Source organism: Dyella tabacisoli, assembly GCF_003350925.1.
GTDB lineage: Bacteria > Pseudomonadota > Gammaproteobacteria > Xanthomonadales > Rhodanobacteraceae > Dyella_C > Dyella_C tabacisoli.
In genome coordinates this window covers 159036-175563 of sequence record NZ_KZ857183.1, presented here as the reverse complement: position 1 = coordinate 175563, position 16528 = coordinate 159036, and the positions used below count along the sequence as shown (strand labels likewise).

The 16528-nt window shown below is 61.8% G+C and carries 5 protein-coding genes; all 5 read right to left on the bottom strand.

All coding sequences use genetic code 11. From position 1 onward, the window contains the following. Nucleotides 1-282, bottom strand: a 282-nt coding sequence (locus tag DVJ77_RS18940) for an AMP-binding protein (protein ID WP_162791581.1), incomplete at its 3' end; no start/stop codon positions are given. Next, complete coding sequence (locus tag DVJ77_RS18935) at nucleotides 279-1625, bottom strand: MFS transporter (protein ID WP_162791580.1); 1347 nt, start codon at nucleotides 1623-1625, stop codon at nucleotides 279-281. The genes DVJ77_RS18940 and DVJ77_RS18935, both read right to left, overlap by 4 nt. Nucleotides 1626-2004: 379 nt before the next feature. Next, nucleotides 2005-2445, bottom strand: coding sequence for a hypothetical protein (locus DVJ77_RS18930; RefSeq protein WP_162791579.1), 441 nt, complete (start codon nucleotides 2443-2445; stop codon nucleotides 2005-2007). A 108-nt stretch (nucleotides 2446-2553) separates the two neighbouring features. Next, the gene (locus DVJ77_RS18925; RefSeq protein WP_162791578.1) at nucleotides 2554-3801 is read right to left on the bottom strand and encodes a glycosyltransferase; all 1248 of its coding nucleotides are present in this window, start codon (nucleotides 3799-3801) and stop codon (nucleotides 2554-2556) included. 36 nt (nucleotides 3802-3837) lie between these two features. Further along, on the bottom strand, nucleotides 3838-16518 hold the full coding sequence (locus tag DVJ77_RS18920) for a non-ribosomal peptide synthetase (RefSeq protein WP_114847090.1): 12681 nt from the start codon (nucleotides 16516-16518) through the stop codon (nucleotides 3838-3840). Nucleotides 16519-16528 lie beyond the last annotated feature (10 nt).

Below are 16528 nucleotides of genomic sequence, written 5' to 3'. Positions count from 1 at the left end.
CAGGTCCAGCGGCAGATAGGCGGCACCGCTTTTAAGCACGGCGAGCAGCGCGACCAGCATATCGAGCGAGCGCGGCAGGGCGACGGCGACCGCTTGCTCGGGGCCGATGCCTTGGGCCACCAGTGCACGCGCGAGGCGATTGGCGCGAGCGTTGAGTTCGGCGTAGGTCAAGCTCTCTTGTTCAAACACTGCTGCCACGGCATCGGGTGCACGCGACACCTGTTGTTCGAACAGCAAGGGGAAAAGCGCAGGACTCGCGATGGATCTCGGCGATGCGCTCATGCATCGACCCTCAATACACCCAAGGCACGCAGCAACATGCCCAGCAAGGCGAGTGACACGGTCGCCGCGCCGGCCAACAGGAACAGTTCCGATGCTTGCACGTGCCGGGTCAGCCAGCCGGAGAACGTGACGGAAGCAGCGATATTGGCGGTGGAAACCACCATGAAGATGCTGGTCGCGCGGCCGCGGATTTCGTCAGGAAACCGCTGTTGCAACCAAGAGAACCAGCCGATCTCGACAAAGCCCGCACGAGTACCCACCAGCACGAACAGCGCGGCATACACGAATACCGCCAGTTGCAATTGCGGATGCAGCAGGCCGATGCCGACCACGATCAACGCAGCCAGCGCGTCGAGGCAGAGAATCACCGGCCACAACCGGTCGGCGACAAACCGGCGCAGCAGGCCGAGCGCCGTCATGCCCAGGAATACGCCGGCAGCATTGGCCGATACCAGGATGCCGTAAGCCTTGGCGCCCAGCGCGGTGTTCTGCTCGGCCAGCAAGGGCAAGGCAATGCGCACTGGCCCACTGAGGAAGAACACGATCAGCGACCAGTAGCAGACCACCGTCAACACCTGGCGATCGGCCAGGAACCAACGCAATGCGGGAAGAATATTGAAGCCGTTGCGCACGCCTTCGCCAGGCGCTTCGGAGCTGGTACGAAACACGATGTTCGCCGTGGTCCAGGCCACGAAGAGCAGCCCCAGGCCATCAAGAAAGAACGCCGCCGCAAACAGTGGCTGGCTGCCAAGTACCTCGTGTCCAGCGGCCTGGCCATCGCCGGAAAAACCGAGCAAGGCGCCGGCCAGCAGTGGTCCGACAAAAGCCAATGCCTGACGAATGCTGCCGATCACCGAGCTGCCCGCCGGCACCATGTGGCCGGGCAGGGCGGCAGCGATCAGCGAGAAACTCGCCGGGATCGACATGCCGAAAACCAGGCCGGTGCTGAAGGCGAATGCGTCGATCATCCACAGCTTCAGCAAGCCGCTGAACAACAAGCCGCCCAGTGCGATTAGCAATAAGGCGCAGGTCAGATAAGCCCATACCAGGATGCGCTTGGGTGAAAAGCGGTCGGCCAGGCTGCCGCCGAATAGCAATAGAAAGATCTGCGGCACACCGGAGATCGCCATCACCGTAGCCAGCGCCAAGGTATCGCCGGTCATCTTCAATACCAGCCAGGGCAGCGCCAGCGCGCTGAACTGACTGCCCAGGGTGGCGATGCTTACGCCGGCGCAGATCCAGCGGAAATTACGGTTCTGCCCCAACCGCTGTTCGGTCGCCGGCTCGGCGGCTGGCTCTTCCAGCGCGATGGCTTCGCGGTCGAGAACGTCTTCGGTAGCCACTCGGTTCGACTCCACTGTTGGAATAGGGGCAATCGGTATAGCGGTTCGCATCGAGGTATTCGTGGAGCGCGAGCTTTGCGTCAACGACAGTGCCGATGCGTGGAATGAAATTTAAGGCAGCACTCACCCAGGCCAATACTCTGGGCATTGGCCGAATATCAATCGAAACAGGGCGGTTTAGCCGCCCGTGGCGCCTAAGAGGCTTTTGGTTCGCATATCGGAGCCATGCACCTCGTCATTAACAGGTCGAGACACGAAGCATCTTTATATTCAAATGAATTGATCGAAGTAAACTCCGTTCAGCGGGTGGAACTTAAGAATTCAAGCTGCTTTAACTAGCTTCTTTAACAAGATTCTTTAACAAGTTTCTTAAAACGGATCAGTTTTTCACCAGGCTCATGCTGTATCCGAACTTGGAGAAGCCTTTGCTGTTGTTCGTATCGATTCGTATTTGAGCTTTATCGGCAGATGTCTGCGTCAGGTTGACTTCGACTCCCTCGGCGATAGTCGCGCGATATGCATGCGCACCGGTTCGGTGCAGTACGACATCGTTGCTTGCATCTGCCGGCTGAATATCCTTCGGCAAGATCAGCTTCCATTGGTGCTGTGGCAGCTTGACGATCGTAGCCATCAAGGCTTCGCCCGAGGATGAGAATGAGCCATCCAGGCGCCACAATCCGGCAGACAATTCGAAATCATTGCTCGATGACATGGCCACACCGCTGAAGAGAGTTGAGGTCAGGAGTAACAGCGTGAAAAACCCTGCTGACAATAAGTGACGCCAAGAAGATGCATTTTGTGATCCAGTCATCGATTTCATGGTCGCTTAACTCCACTTTATTAATAGTTTCATAGGTTATCAGTCACCTATGGTGCGGGCAAGTAAGAATAATTCCATATCGGCAATGAAATTATTTATTTTAAATGGTCATTTCAGGTTCGCACCATGTAACAAGATTGCCTTTTTTAACACTTCTTCAAAATTGAAAATGGCGGCTGTTCGATCATTTTCGTTCCAGAGTAGATTCAGTCGTTGTTTTGCCGCTTGGTACCACTGGCCCAGGTTATCCATGCACTGATCGAATTCTTTTACGAACCTTTCAATAAAGACGGCAACGCTATCAATGAATGGGATGTACTTCGCTACCCCCAGTTGTTCAAGACGATATGCCACATCGTCTCGATCGTAGGATCGGGATCCAATGCATATCGATGGAACCTGGTGCGTGATGGCGTACTGATACGTGCCGCTGCCGCAGTGGTGGATCATAAGATGCACCTTGGAGCAGACGGCATGCATCGGTACAAATGGCGCGTAGAAGAATAATTCTTTGCGAGACGTCTTTACGTCAGGCAAGTCTACGGTTGAAATTATTGCAACGCCGGTATCGAGCATGTATTTGATGGCTTCGCGAATGGCTTCGCCTGCCTTAAGTACCGATCCCAGCGTCAGGTAGACGATCTTTCGCTGCTGGTTTCTTTCCAGGAACGCCAAGATCGCATCCGTAGTATCCGTACTGCGGGCAACCGGGGTAGGGATGGCCGAATCGGAAACGGTCAGGGCGCCGGCAAAAGCATAGTTCGGGTCGTCGCCCACGCTGGCCGGCAGGGCTTCGATGCTTCTGATTCCAGGGACAATGCTGATGTCGGCGGCGCATGCCTCGGCGAAATTCTTCGGCGCGGGTATGCCGCACAGCAGCTCGCTGTTTTGAAAGTAGGCGTCGAAATCAAACTTGTCGGAGCTGTGAGACTCGCAGCTATGACGGTGCGAGTCGTCTCTGGGCACGCTTCCCGGAAAGGCGCCGGTCCGCAGGATCGTAACGCGCGGCTTTTTGGCAACCTTCGATGTCAGAAGCGCAGCCATGCTGAAGTCATCCACGATAACGTCGGGACGAAAGCGCCCACAGGCGGCCATCTCATCTCGAAATAGCTGCTCTGGGCGATAGTCGATGTCGAGTACATTCCGTTGCAAATTTTTAAGAGATTTATGAAAAGCACCAGGAACGAGAAAAGCCGTCTCGTGACGGCCTGCTTCGAGTTGAGAGTCAAGCGCCATCAGCGGCAATAAGTGCGGAATAACTGCGCCAACATTCGGTATGAATAAAACTCGCAAACAACTTACTCCCGTCTTGGATTGGTATGCTTTTAAAACGAACAAAATGACAGATGCATCCATCTTTGATTGGCTGAATCGAATTCGTTCGATTGCCTGTCAGCTCGCCTCCGCTTCGGAGTAGGGGCGGTCAGCGGCATCGACGCGCTCATAGAGGGCGAGCTTTGCGCCAATGGCAGCGCCTAAGCGTGGGGCATGCCTGGAATCCAATAGCTCGTAGTGGCAGCAATCGATGTTGAGGCTCTCCACCGGTCCATCGAACCGGTCACTCCAACCCTCGGTAAGTAGCTGTGCGACGGGCGAGCCGTCGGCGTTCCGAGTGGTGGAGATCAGCAGCAGTTCGCCATGAAAGGTCTTGCGTGGCGGCGACTGCTTGAACAGGCGGATATTGTTGCGATAGACGTCCACCGATTTTTCGAACAGTGCCTCGCCCAGGCTGGTGAACGGGCTGTTACGCGTACGTAGCAATTCGTAGGACTCGTGCATATCGGGGGGCGGTGCCTGCGGCGCTAGCTTGACGCCTTCCATGGCAAGGATTTCGGCCAGCAAACCGTCATTGGATTGATGATCGAGGGGGGCGGTAAGAAACTGGGTATCCAGGATCGATAGCAGGCCGACCTGTTCACCTTGTCGCTGCAGTGCGCAGCCGATCTCGAAGGCGAGAAGCCCGCCAAACGACCAGCCCAACAGATGATAGGGACCAGTGGGCTGCACTTCACGCATCAGTGCGACATAGTCGGCCACCATCTGGTCAAGATTTTCAGACGGCTGCTCGGCGTCGCCGAAACCACGTGCCTGTAAGCCGAAGACCGCGTGCCGCTGGTCGATGAAGTGGATCAGCCTGGTGTACGACCAACTCAGGCCGCTAGCCGGATGGAAGCAGAATATGGCTGGCCGGTTGCCTGTGGCGCGCAACGGCAGCAGGGTCACGGTGGAGGTTTCCAGCGCGGTATTGGCCAGCAGTCGGTCGGCAAACTGAGCCACGGTCGGCGCGTCGAACAGGGCTCGTATCGACAGTTCGACATCCAGCACAGTGCGAATGCGGCTGATTAATTGCGCGGCTAGCAACGAATGCCCACCCAGTTCAAAGAAATTGTCGTCGATGCTGATGCTCGGCAGCCCTAGGGCTTCGGCGAACAGGGTTTCCAGGATTTGCTCTTGTGACGTACGCGGTGCGCGTCTTTCCCGGTCCGCGCCAGCGAAATTCGGTATGGGCAGTGCGTGGCGATCCAATTTGCCGTTGCTGGTCAGCGGCAAGCTGTCCAGCTCAACGATGGCGGCGGGCACCATGTAATCGGGTAAGTGCTCGGCCAGGCTGCGGCGCAAGGCCAGCGGATCTATGCTGTGTCCCGCCGTCGGTACGACATAGCCGACCAGTTGTTTCTGTCCGGGATGATCCTCGCGCGCGATAACGATGGCCTGGGCCACGCCCGGCTGCAGCGACAAGGCGGCGTCGATCTCGCCCAGTTCAATCCGAAAGCCGCGAATTTTGACCTGATGATCGGTACGTCCGACGTAGTCGATATTGCCGTCGGGCAGCCAGCGCACCAGATCGCCGGTGCGATACATGCGCTGGCCCGGTAAGCCGAACGGCGCGGCGATGAAGCGTTCGGCGGTGAGGGCCGGCCGATGGAGATAGCCGCGAGCAAGACCGCTGCCGCCGATGTACAACTCGCCGACGACTCCGGCGGGGACCGGCTGCAGGGCGGCATCCAGGACATAAGCCTGCGTATTGTCCATGGGCGTGCCAATGGGAGCGCCGGCACCTGGGCGGAGCGGCGCACGCATCCGATGGCAGGTCACAAAAGTGGTTGTCTCGGTAGGGCCATAGACATGCACCACCTCGGTATGCGGGCAATGGTCGAGCACCCGCTGAAAAACTTGCGGCGTGGCTGCTTCGCCGCCGCTCCACACGGTACGTACATGCGCAAAGCACTGCACATATTCTTCGACGATCAGGCGGAAAAGCGCCGTGGTGAGAAACAGTGCGGTGATTTTCTGCTGTTCGATAACGGCAGCCAGCGCACGGATGTCGGTTTTGCCCGATGGCGCGATCACGATCTGCCGGCCGCTCAGCAGCGGTACCCAGATTTCGTAAGTAGACGCATCGAATGCCGGTGGCGAATGCAGCAACACCCGTTGCTGGCTAGTGTCCTGCCAGCGATGGTCAAGGGCCAGCGCGACGATATTGCTTTGCGTGATCGCAATGCCCTTGGGTCGGCCGGTGGAGCCGGAGGTGTACATCACATAGGCCAGACCGTCTGGCTGGGCGTTCTGCGCGGGGGCATGCGCAGGCCATTGCGCGATGGCAGGTGCCTCGCTGTCCAGCAGTACGCGGTGAATATCGTGTATGGGTAGCCGGTCGAGCAGCCCGGAGCGGGTGATAACCACTGCCGCACGGGTGTCGTCGAGCATGTAGGCAAGGCGCTCGGCCGGGTATTCGGGGTCCAGGGGAAGATAGGCTGCGCCGGCTTTGAGGATGCCCAGGATGGAGATCAACAGATCCGGCGAACGCTCGATGCACAAGCCCACCAGCATGTCCTGGCCCACGCCAAGTACTTGCAGATGATGGGCCAGGCGATTGGCGCGAAGATCCAGCTCGCGGTAGCTCAGTTGTGATTCGCCGCAGCTCGCCGCGATGGCATCGGGCGTGCGCATGGCCTGTTCGGCAAACAGCGCAGCCAGCGAAGTCCGCGGCAGCGGCCGCACGGTATTGTTCCAATCCTGCAGGATGTGCTGCCGCTCGTCCGGCGCCAGCAAAGACACCTGGGCCAGGGTGAGCGCCGGATCGCGCACCAGCGTATCGAGCAGATGGCACAGATAGCGCACGAAGCGTTCGGCGCTATCGCGGTCGAACAGGTCGGTGGCGTATTCGAGTACGCCGTCCAGTCCGTTGGGGCTGGCGTCGGTGGCGTAGTGTTCGGTGAAGCTCAGGCTCAGATCGAACTTGGCCGCGAGGACATCGACGGCGGCGGTGCTGACGGTGAGGCCGGGCAGTTCGAACGGCACGGTGGCGTTGTTCTGCACAGCCAGTATCGCCTGGAACAGCGGATGGTGATTGAGCGAGCGCGCCGGGTTGAGCATTTCCACCAGCCGCTCGAACGGCAAGTCCTGATGCGCATAGGCGGCCAGATCGGTACGGCGCACGCGTTCGAGCAAGGCGTCGAAGCTGGGCTGACCGGACAGGTCGGTGCGCAGCACCAGGGTGTTGACGAAGAAGCCGACCAGATCGTCCAGCGCATCGTCGGTGCGTCCGGCGATGGGGCTGCCGATGACGATGTCGTCGCCGGCGCCGAGCTTGCCCAGCAGCAGGGCGAGTGCGGCGTGCAAGACCATGAACAAGGTGGCGTGCCGTTCGCGGACCATCGTCAGCAGGCGGCGATGCAGATCGGCATCGAGGTGGAAGGAGACGACGTCGCCGCGATGGCTGGCGATGGCCGGACGCGGCCGGTCGGTGGGCAGGTTGATCTGCTCGGGCAGGCCGGCCAGCGCATGTCGCCAATAGGTGCTTTGCACGGCCATGGCGCTGGTGGGGTCGGACTCCTCGCCCAGCACCTCGCGCTGCCACAGCGCATAGTCGGCGTACTGCACCGGCAGCGGCGCCCAGGCGGGTGCCTGGTGCGCGCGTCGTGCGGCATAGGCAAAGGCGAGGTCGCGCGCCAGCGGCACCAGCGACCAGCCGTCGCCGGCAATATGGTGCAGCACCAGCAGCAACACGTGCTGCTGCTCGTCGAGACGGAACAGGTGGGCGCGTAGCGGGCTTTGCGTCGCCAGGTCGAATCCGTGCGCCGCGGTGTCGATCAGCGCGCGCTGCAGGGCCGGCTCGTCTACTGAGTGTTCGATCAAGGCGAGCGGCGCGGTGGCTCCGACATGCTGGTACGGCACGCCGTCGAATTCGACCAGCAAGGTGCGCAGTATTTCATGGCGCGCAACCACGTCGGACAGCGCCAGCCGCAAAGCTTGATGATCCAGGTCTCCGCCCAGGTGCAGCGCCAAGGGGAGGTTATAGGTGCTGCTCGGCCCCTCCAATTGCTGAATGAACCATAGGCGTTGCTGCGCATAGGACAGCGGTACCGCGTCCTGCTCGCTGCGCTCGTAAGGCAGCAGTCGCTGCCGCGCCGCCGAGGCGGATGCCAACTGTTGCGTCATGCCGACTACGGTCGGCGTTTCAAACAGATCGCCGATCGACAGCTCGACATTCAAGGTGGAACGAATGCGGCTTATCAAGCGCATGACGAGCAATGATTGGCCGCCCAGGTCGAAGAAGCTGTCGTCGATACCGACTTTTTTCAGCCCGAGTACTTCGGCGAACAAACCGGCGAGCAGTGCTTCCTGCGGGGTGCGCGGCGCGCGGCTTTCGGCGCGCGCGTAGTCCGGCGCGGGCAGGGCCTTGCGATCGACCTTGCCGTTGGGTGTGAGCGGCAGCGCTTCAAGCACGACGATGGCGGCGGGCACCATATAGTCGGGCAGTGGTTCGGCCAGCGCCTGGCGCAATGTCATCGGATCGAGTGCGTTGTCTTCGGCAGCCACCACATAGCCGACCAGTTGCTTGTGGCCGGGCTGGTCTTCGCGCGCGATCACCACGCTTTGCGCGACACCGGGCAGGCGTGCCAGCGCCGCCTCGATCTCGCCCAGCTCGATACGAAAGCCGCGAATCTTCACCTGATGATCGATACGGCCGAGGAAATCCAGCTCGCCATCCGCCAGCCAGCGCGCCAGATCGCCGGTGCGATACATGCGCTGGCCGGCGTTGAATGGATGGGCGACAAAGCGCTCGGCGGTAAGCGCGGGACGTTTCAGGTAGCCACGGGCCAGGCCGTCGCCAGCCAGATACAGCTCGCCGGGCACGCCCGGCGGCACCGGCTGCAAGGACGCATCGAGCAGGTAGACCTGGGTATTGGCGATGGGTCGGCCGATCCGCACCGGACCGTCGCCGACGTGTTCGGCCAGCGACCACACGGTGGTTTCGGTGGGGCCGTAGAGATTCCACAAGGCGGCGCCCTGGCGCAGAAAGCTCGCCAGCTCGGGCGGCAACGCTTCGCCGCCGCACAGCACGCGCAAGGACGCAGCGGGTTGCCAGCCAGCCTCGCGCAGCATCTGCCAGGTGGCCGGGGTGGCCTGCATCGCCTGCGGTGCGACCGCATCGAGCAGGGCGCGCAGGCGCAGGCCATCGGTACTCACCGCACGCGGCACGATCTGCACGCAGGCGCCCTGCAGCAGCGGCAGGTACAGCTCCAGCGCGGCGATGTCGAAGGAGATCGGCGTGCAGGCCAACAGCGTTTCACCGGCGGCGATGCCGGGTTGTTCGCGCATGCTGTGCAGGAAGTTGCTCAAGCCGGCATGGCGGACGGATACGCCCTTGGGCCGTCCGGTGGAGCCGGAGGTGTAGATCACATAGGCGGGATGGTCGGCATGCAGCGGGCGAGTGCGCTCGCGGTCGTCCAGATCGCTTGCTGCTTGATCCGCGACGTTGTGCTGATCGAGCCACCAGATCGCCTGGTGCGCCGGTAGCGCCACCGCGGCATCGCTGCGAGCGAGGACGAGCGCGGGCTGCGCATCGTCGAGCATATAGGCCAGCCGTTCGGCCGGATAATCCAGATCCAGCGGTAGGTAGGCGGCACCGCTTTTAAGCACGGCGAGCAGCGCGACCAGCATATCGAGCGAGCGCGGCAGGGCGACGGCGACCGCTTGTTCGGGGCCGATGCCCTGGGCCACCAGCGCACGCGCGAGGCGATTGGCGCGCGCGTTGAGTTCGGCGTAGGTCAGGCACTCTTGTTCAAACATCGCTGCCACGGCATCGGGCGCACGCGACACTTGTTGTTCAAACAGCACGGGAAAGCTTTGCGCCGGCAGCGTACGCGCGGTGGCGTTGATGTCATGCACCAAGCGCTGGCGTTCGATATCGTCGAGCAAATCAAAACGACGCACCGGCTGTTTGGCATCGGCGGCCAGCGCCTGGAGTGCCTGGTAATAGCAGCGCGCATAACGTTCAAGCGTGTCGCGGTCATAGACCGTGCGATGACCGGCTACCCAGCCTTTCAGTCCATGGGCGTCGTGCTGGAAATTCACATCGAGGGCAAAGCTGTTGTCGGTGCGATCGTCATGCGTGCCCAGTCGCTGACCAAGCTCACCCAATTGCTCGTAGATATGGAAGTGCGTGTAGTTGAACAGCACCTTCGACAGGCTTCGCTGGCCGAGGTCTTCCAATATCTGCGACAGCGGATAGCGCCGGTGCGGCAACAACTGTCGCTCCGCTGCCAGTACTTGGCCGATCAGACGCTCCCAGGACTCATACTGCAAGGCAAGGCGGAACGGCACCGAATTGAGAAACAGGCCGAGCAACTTGTCGCCGTCGGTGGTCTCGGGGCGGCCATGGGTTACCAGTGCGGTGGTGACATCGCGACAGCCGCTCAGCATGCCAAGTACGGCCATGTGCACGGCCAGCAGCACGCTCTTCATCGGCGTTTTGAGCCGATGCGCCAGCGCCAGCAAGGCGTCGCTGGTGGCCGGCGCGATGGTTATCGGGAGATGGATGGCCATCGTACCGCTGCCGTTGTCGACGATAGCGGGGGCCTGCGGTTCGGTGCTTTGCGCGCCTTTCAGGAACGTCTGCCAGAACGCTCGGCTATCTGCGGCATGCAGCGCGTTCTGTTCCAACGCGATGTAGTCGCGGTAGTGGCCTGACAGCGGCTCGAAGACGAGCGCGTGGCCTTGCAGCTTTGCCTGGTAGCGATGTATCAGCTCGGTAACAAGGCTGGCGTGGCTCCACCCATCAAGGATCGCATGGTGGAAACTCAAGGTGAGATAGAACACCGCCTCGGTGCGGTGCACGAATACACGCAGCAGGGGAGCCTGCGTCTTGTCGAACGGACGGCGCGACTCCCGGTCGAGCCACGCGCTCAATTCAGCATGGCGTTCGTCGTCTGTCACTCCATTAAGCTCCAGCACGCTCAACGGAGTCGCCGCATGGCGATGAACCAGTTGTAGCGGTTGGCTGTAATGGTCGACATCGAAACTGGTGCGCAGGATCTCGTGACGCTCGCTGAGTTCGCCGAGTGCCGCGCGCAATGTGGCCTCATCGAAGGTTGGCAGAGCCGCTGTGCTTACCACGTCGTGGTACAGGGTGGAGTCGACGCTGTAGTCGCTGTGAAACAGCATGCCGGCCTGCAACTGGCTCAGTGGGTAAGCAGCCTCGATATCAGCAGGAAGCCGCTCGCGATCGCCCGCCTCGATCAGTGTGTACGGACCGATGGCACGTGTGGTTTCGGTTTCGCTGTCGCCGATAATCGCGGCCAGGGCGGCGACGGACTGGTGATCGAACAACGCCCCCAGCTCGAAGCTGAGGCCTGCTTTCTGCGCACGCGCTTTGAGTTGGATCGCCCGGATCGAGTCGCCGCCGAGATCGAAAAAGCTGTCGTCGATGCCGACGTGCGGCAGCTTCAATACGTCGGCGAACAAGTTCGCCAATACCGTCTCCTGCGGTGTGCGCGGATCACGCATGGCTACGGTGGCGAAATCGGGCCTCGGCAAGGCCCGTGTATCGAGCTTGCCGTTAATGGTGAGCGGCAGGGTCTGCAACGTCACGATGGCTGTCGGCACCATGTAGTCGGGCAGGCGCGCGGACAGTGCCTGACGCAATGCGGCGGCATCGATGATCTTGCCTGGAGCTGCCACGGCATAACCGACCAACTGCTTATGGCCCGGTTGGTCTTCGCGCACAATGACTGCCGCCGACTGCACCGTGCCCTGTTGGCGCAGGGCGACCTCGATCTCGCCCAGCTCGATGCGGAAGCCGCGGATCTTCACTTGGTAATCGGCGCGACCGTTGAAAGCGAGGCTGCCGTCGGGCAGCCAACGCACCAGATCGCCGCTGCGATACAGACGCTCGCCGGGTGTGAATGGGCTGGCCACAAAGCGTTCGGCAGTCAATGCGGGACGATGCAGATAACCGCGCGCCAGACCGTTGCCGCCGATGTACAGCTCGCCCGTCACTCCGACGGGTACCGCTTGCAGTCGGTGATCCAGCACATAGGCCTGGGTGTTATCCAGCGGCGCGCCAATCGGCACGTTCGCATTCTGTACTGCGCCGGCATCCATGCGGTGGTTGGTGGCGAAGGTGGTGGTTTCGGTCGGGCCGTAGCCATTGACTACGCGCAGTTGCGGATGGCGTTCCAGCAACCGTTGCACATGGGCGGACGAAAGCACATCGCCACCGGCGATCAGTTGCCGCACCTTGGCGAAAGCGTCCGGGCATTCGTCGACCATCAGGTGGAACAAGCCGGCGGTCAGCCATAGGCCTGTCACGCCGTGCTGCACGATGGTCTGTTCCAATACGCGAATATCGGTCTTGCCCGGCGGGACAATCACGATTTGCCGACCGCTCAGTAATGGGGCCCAGGTTTCATAGGTGGCCGCATCGAATAGCTGCGGCGAATGTAGCAGCACGCGTTGTTGGCTGGCGTCCTGCCAGCGGCGGTCCAGGGCCAGGCCGGCCACATTGCCTTGCGTAACGGCAATGCCCTTGGGCTGGCCGGTAGACCCGGAGGTGTACATCACATAGGCGAGATGACCAGGCCGTATATCGAGCGCGGGTGCGCTGTCCGGCTGCTGCGCAATGACCTCTGCCTGCTCGTCGAGCGCGATCAGGCAGCTACTGTGCGACGGCAATCGTTCGAGCAGGGTCGAATGAGTTATCAACACCGGCGTCATGGTGTCGTTGAGCATGTACGTCAGACGCTCGGCCGGGTATTCGGGATCCAGTGGCAGGTAGGCCGCGCCGGCTTTGAGAATGCCCAGGGTCGCCACCAGCAGATCCAGCGAACGCTCCAGGCAGACGCCTACCAGCATGTCCAGACCCACGCCCAGCGTTTGCAAATGATGCGCGAGACGATTGGCGCGCCGCTCCAGTTCGCCATAACTCAACTGCGTTTCGCCGCAGCTCGCGGCAATGGCATCGGGGGTGCGTGCCGCCTGTGCCGAAAACAGCTCGGCCAGCGAGGCTTCCGGCATCGGTTGCGCCGTAGCGTTCCATGCCTGCTGCAGTTGGCGCTCGTCATCGCCACGCAACTCGAAAGCGCCGATCGGCCGATCTGGCGCAGCGACCGCCATCTGCAGCAGCCGCTGGAAATGCCCGGCCATGCGCTGGGCGGTGCTGCGGTCGAACAGGTCGCAGGCATATTCGATTTCGCCGAGTAATTCAGCCGGCTGACCATCGTCGTCGCGCGCTTCGGCAAAGCCAAAGGCCAGGTCGTACTTGGCGAGAGCGGCATCGACCGTTTCGGCTTGCACCTTCTGGCCGGCGAAGTCGAAGCTCGCCGTATGCTGAATCTGGGTCAGCGCGACCTGGAATAACGGATGCTGCGCGGTACTGCGCGTGGGCTTGACGATCTCCACCACGCGTTCGAACGGCAGATCCTGGTGGCTGAAAGCGGCCAGGTCGGTGACGCGCGCGCGCTCGATCAGTTCGCGAAAAGTGGGATTGCCCGAAGTGTCGGTGCGCAGCACCACCAGGTTGACGAAAAAGCCGACCAGATCGTGCATGGCTTCATCGCCACGGCCGGCGACCGGAGCGCCGATCGGCAGGTCGGTACCTGCGCCGTAGCGGTTGAGCAGCACACCCAGTGCGGCATGTACCAGCATGAACAAGGTGACGTGGCATTCACGTGCCAGCGCGAGCAATCGGCGATGCAGCTCAGCGTTCATGCGAAAACGCACCACGTCGCCTCGATGGCTGGCGCGCAAGGGACGCGGCCGATCGGTTGGCAGCGGCAAGTTTTCAGGCAAGCCGGCCAGGGCGCGTTGCCAGAACGCGCCCTGGTTGACGATGACGCTGTCGGGATCAGTTTCGTTGCCCAGTAGCTCGCGTTGCCACAGGCCGTAGTCGGCGTACTGCACGGGTAACGGCGCCCACGACGGCGAGCGATTGGCAAGGCGCGCGCCGTAGGCGCGGCTCAGGTCGTGCAGCAAAGGCGTCAGCGAGTGACCGTCGCCGGCAATATGATGCAAAACCAATAGCAGCACGTGCTGTTGTTTGCCCAGTCGGAACAGGTGCACGTGCAACGGGCTTTGCCCGCTCAGGTCGAAACTCTGCGCGGCGGCTGCCGCCAATGCTTGCGGCAGTGCGGTTTCATCTACGACGTGCTCGATGAATACCGGAATGGCTTGATCGGCCAGCATGATGTGCTGATAGGGCATGCCTTCCGTTTCGACGAACAGCGTGCGCAGGATTTCATGCCGCACCAGCAGGTCGTGCAGCGCCTGATATAGCGCGTCGCGATTCAGCGTGCCGTACAAGCGCAGCGCCACGGGAATGTTGTAAGTGCCGCCGAGATCCTCCAGTTGTTGAATAAACCATAGCCCCTGTTGTGCAAACGACAGGGGCGGGTGCCTGGGACGCGGCATTCGGCGCAACGGCGCGCGCGCGCGCCGGGTTTCTGCCAGTTGCGGCGCCAACATGGCAACGGTCGGATGCTCGAACAAGGAGCGGAAGGCCAGCTCCGCGCCGAGGTCGGTGCGAATGCGGCTCATCAGTCGCATGGCGAGCAGCGAATGGCCGCCCAGATCGAAAAAACTGTCATCGATACCGACGCGCGGCAGACTGAGCACCCCGGCAAACAGGGTGGCAAGAGCGGTTTCCTGCGGTGTCCGTGGCGCGCGGTATTCCCCCTGCAGAAAGGTCGGCGCGGGCAGCGCATGGCGATCGAGCTTGCCGTTGGGCGTCAACGGCAGCGCATCGAGTGGCACGACCGCCGCCGGCACCATATGGTCCGGCAGCCGCGCGGCCAGCGCTCTGCGCAGTGCGACGGGATCGAGCCGGACGTCTTTGGCGGCGACCACATAGCCGACCAACTGTTGTTGGCCATGCGAATCTTCTCGCGCGATCACCACGCTTCGCGCCACGTTGGGCTCGCGGCTCAGCGCCGCCTCGATCTCCCCCAGTTCAATGCGAAACCCGCGTAGCTTTACCTGGTGATCGGTGCGACCCAGATACTCCAGTTGGCCATCTGCGCGCCAGATCGCCAGATCGCCGGTGCGATACATGCGTCGGCCTGGTGCAAATGGATGGGCGACGAAGCGTTCGGCGGTCAACGCCGGACGCCTCCAGTAACCACGGCTAAGTCCTTCGCCGGCGAGATATAGCTCGCCCGCTACGCCGGGAGGCAACGGTCGCAGGGCATGGTCGAGTACATAGGCCTGGGTGTTCGCCAAGGGGCGGCCTATGCCCGCCGGTGCAGGCGCCGCGTCGAGTTGCCGGCTGCCCATGTCCCAGCCGGTGGCGTAGACCGTGGTTTCGGTCGGACCATAGAGGTCGGCCAATCGGCAGTCCGGCCATTCGCGGGCCAGCCGTTCGGCCAGTGCCATGGGCATGGACTCACCGGCCAGCACGATGCTGTGTACACCTTGCAACGGTAGCTGCGGTTGCTCCAGCAGGCCGGCGAGGGCCGAGGGCGACCCGCTGATAAGGCTCCCGTCGAAGTACTCTCGCGGCTGCTCGGCCAGGGCCAGCAAGTCACGCGCGAGCTGCACACGCCCGCCCGAACACAGCGGTGCGAACAGTTCGAATACCGATACATCAAAGCACAGCGACGTTGTCAACCACACGCGTGCCAGCCGCTCGCCGAAATGTCCGACGGACCAGGCTATGAAGTGGTTCAAGTTGCCATGCGAAACAACAACGCCCTTAGGCCTGCCAGTAGAGCCGGAGGTGTAGATCACATAAGCCGGATGCTGCGGCAACAGCGGTCGCAGGCGCGAGCCGTTGTCTGGATTGGGCTGTGCATGACCATCCTCATCATGCCCAGACAGGAGTATCTCGTAGCGCCCGGCATGCTCGGCACGCCGCTCTTCGTCGACGATGACGAGCGAGGGCCGCGCATCCTCCAGCATGAGCCGCAGGCGGTCGGCAGGGTAATGCAGATCCAGCGGCAGATATGCGGCGCCGCTCTTGAGCACCGCCAGAATCGCGACCAGCGCATCCAATGAACGGGGCAGGGCGACGGCGACAATCTGCTCGGCGCCTATGCCCTTGGCTATCAGGCGGTGCGCCAGGCAGTTGGCGCGCGCGTTGAGGTCGGCGTAGCTCAGTTGGTTTTCACCCGAGACCAGCGCAATGGCATCGGGCGTAAGCGCCGCCTGTCGTTCAAACCATATCGGCAGCGTAGCCTCCGGCACGGCCTGCGCAGTGGCATTCCAATCGTACAGAATGCTTTTTCGCAGGTCGTCGCCAAGCAGGTCGAGCTCGGCCATGGCGCGCTGTGTCTGCGAAGCGAGCAGGGCAGGCAGGCGCTGGAGTTGGCCGCGTGCCAGCTCCAGCGCTTGCTGCGAGAGCGGCATCGCTCCGGCAGGAGGGCGTAACCGTCCATGCAGCCGGCCATTCACTTGATTGCAGATGAGCTGCCAGGGCTCCCGCGAACCGGCGAAGCATCGATAGAACACATCGCTGGCGGCATCGAGCCCGTCATCGACACCATGACGGTACGCTTCAAGGTCGATACTCAGTGCCTGCAGGCAGGGCCGCAGCGTGGCGACGTCAGGCCCGGAGTGAAGTTTTTCCAGCAGCGCGGTAAAGCTCTCTGGGCCATCGAAGGAGGAACGCGGCAACAGCGCCAGTTCTTGCTCTTGCCCGGTCGGCAGGTATTGCGTAACTGATATCCCGTCAGCATCCCCCGGCGCGCGAAAGTAGCGCGCCATGAAAACCAGCGAAACTGCCAACAAAAGGCGGGACTGCTCGCTCGCGGCGATGGCTTCGCTATTTATAAAGGAATATGTGCGGTCTTTCATGCGTGCATCC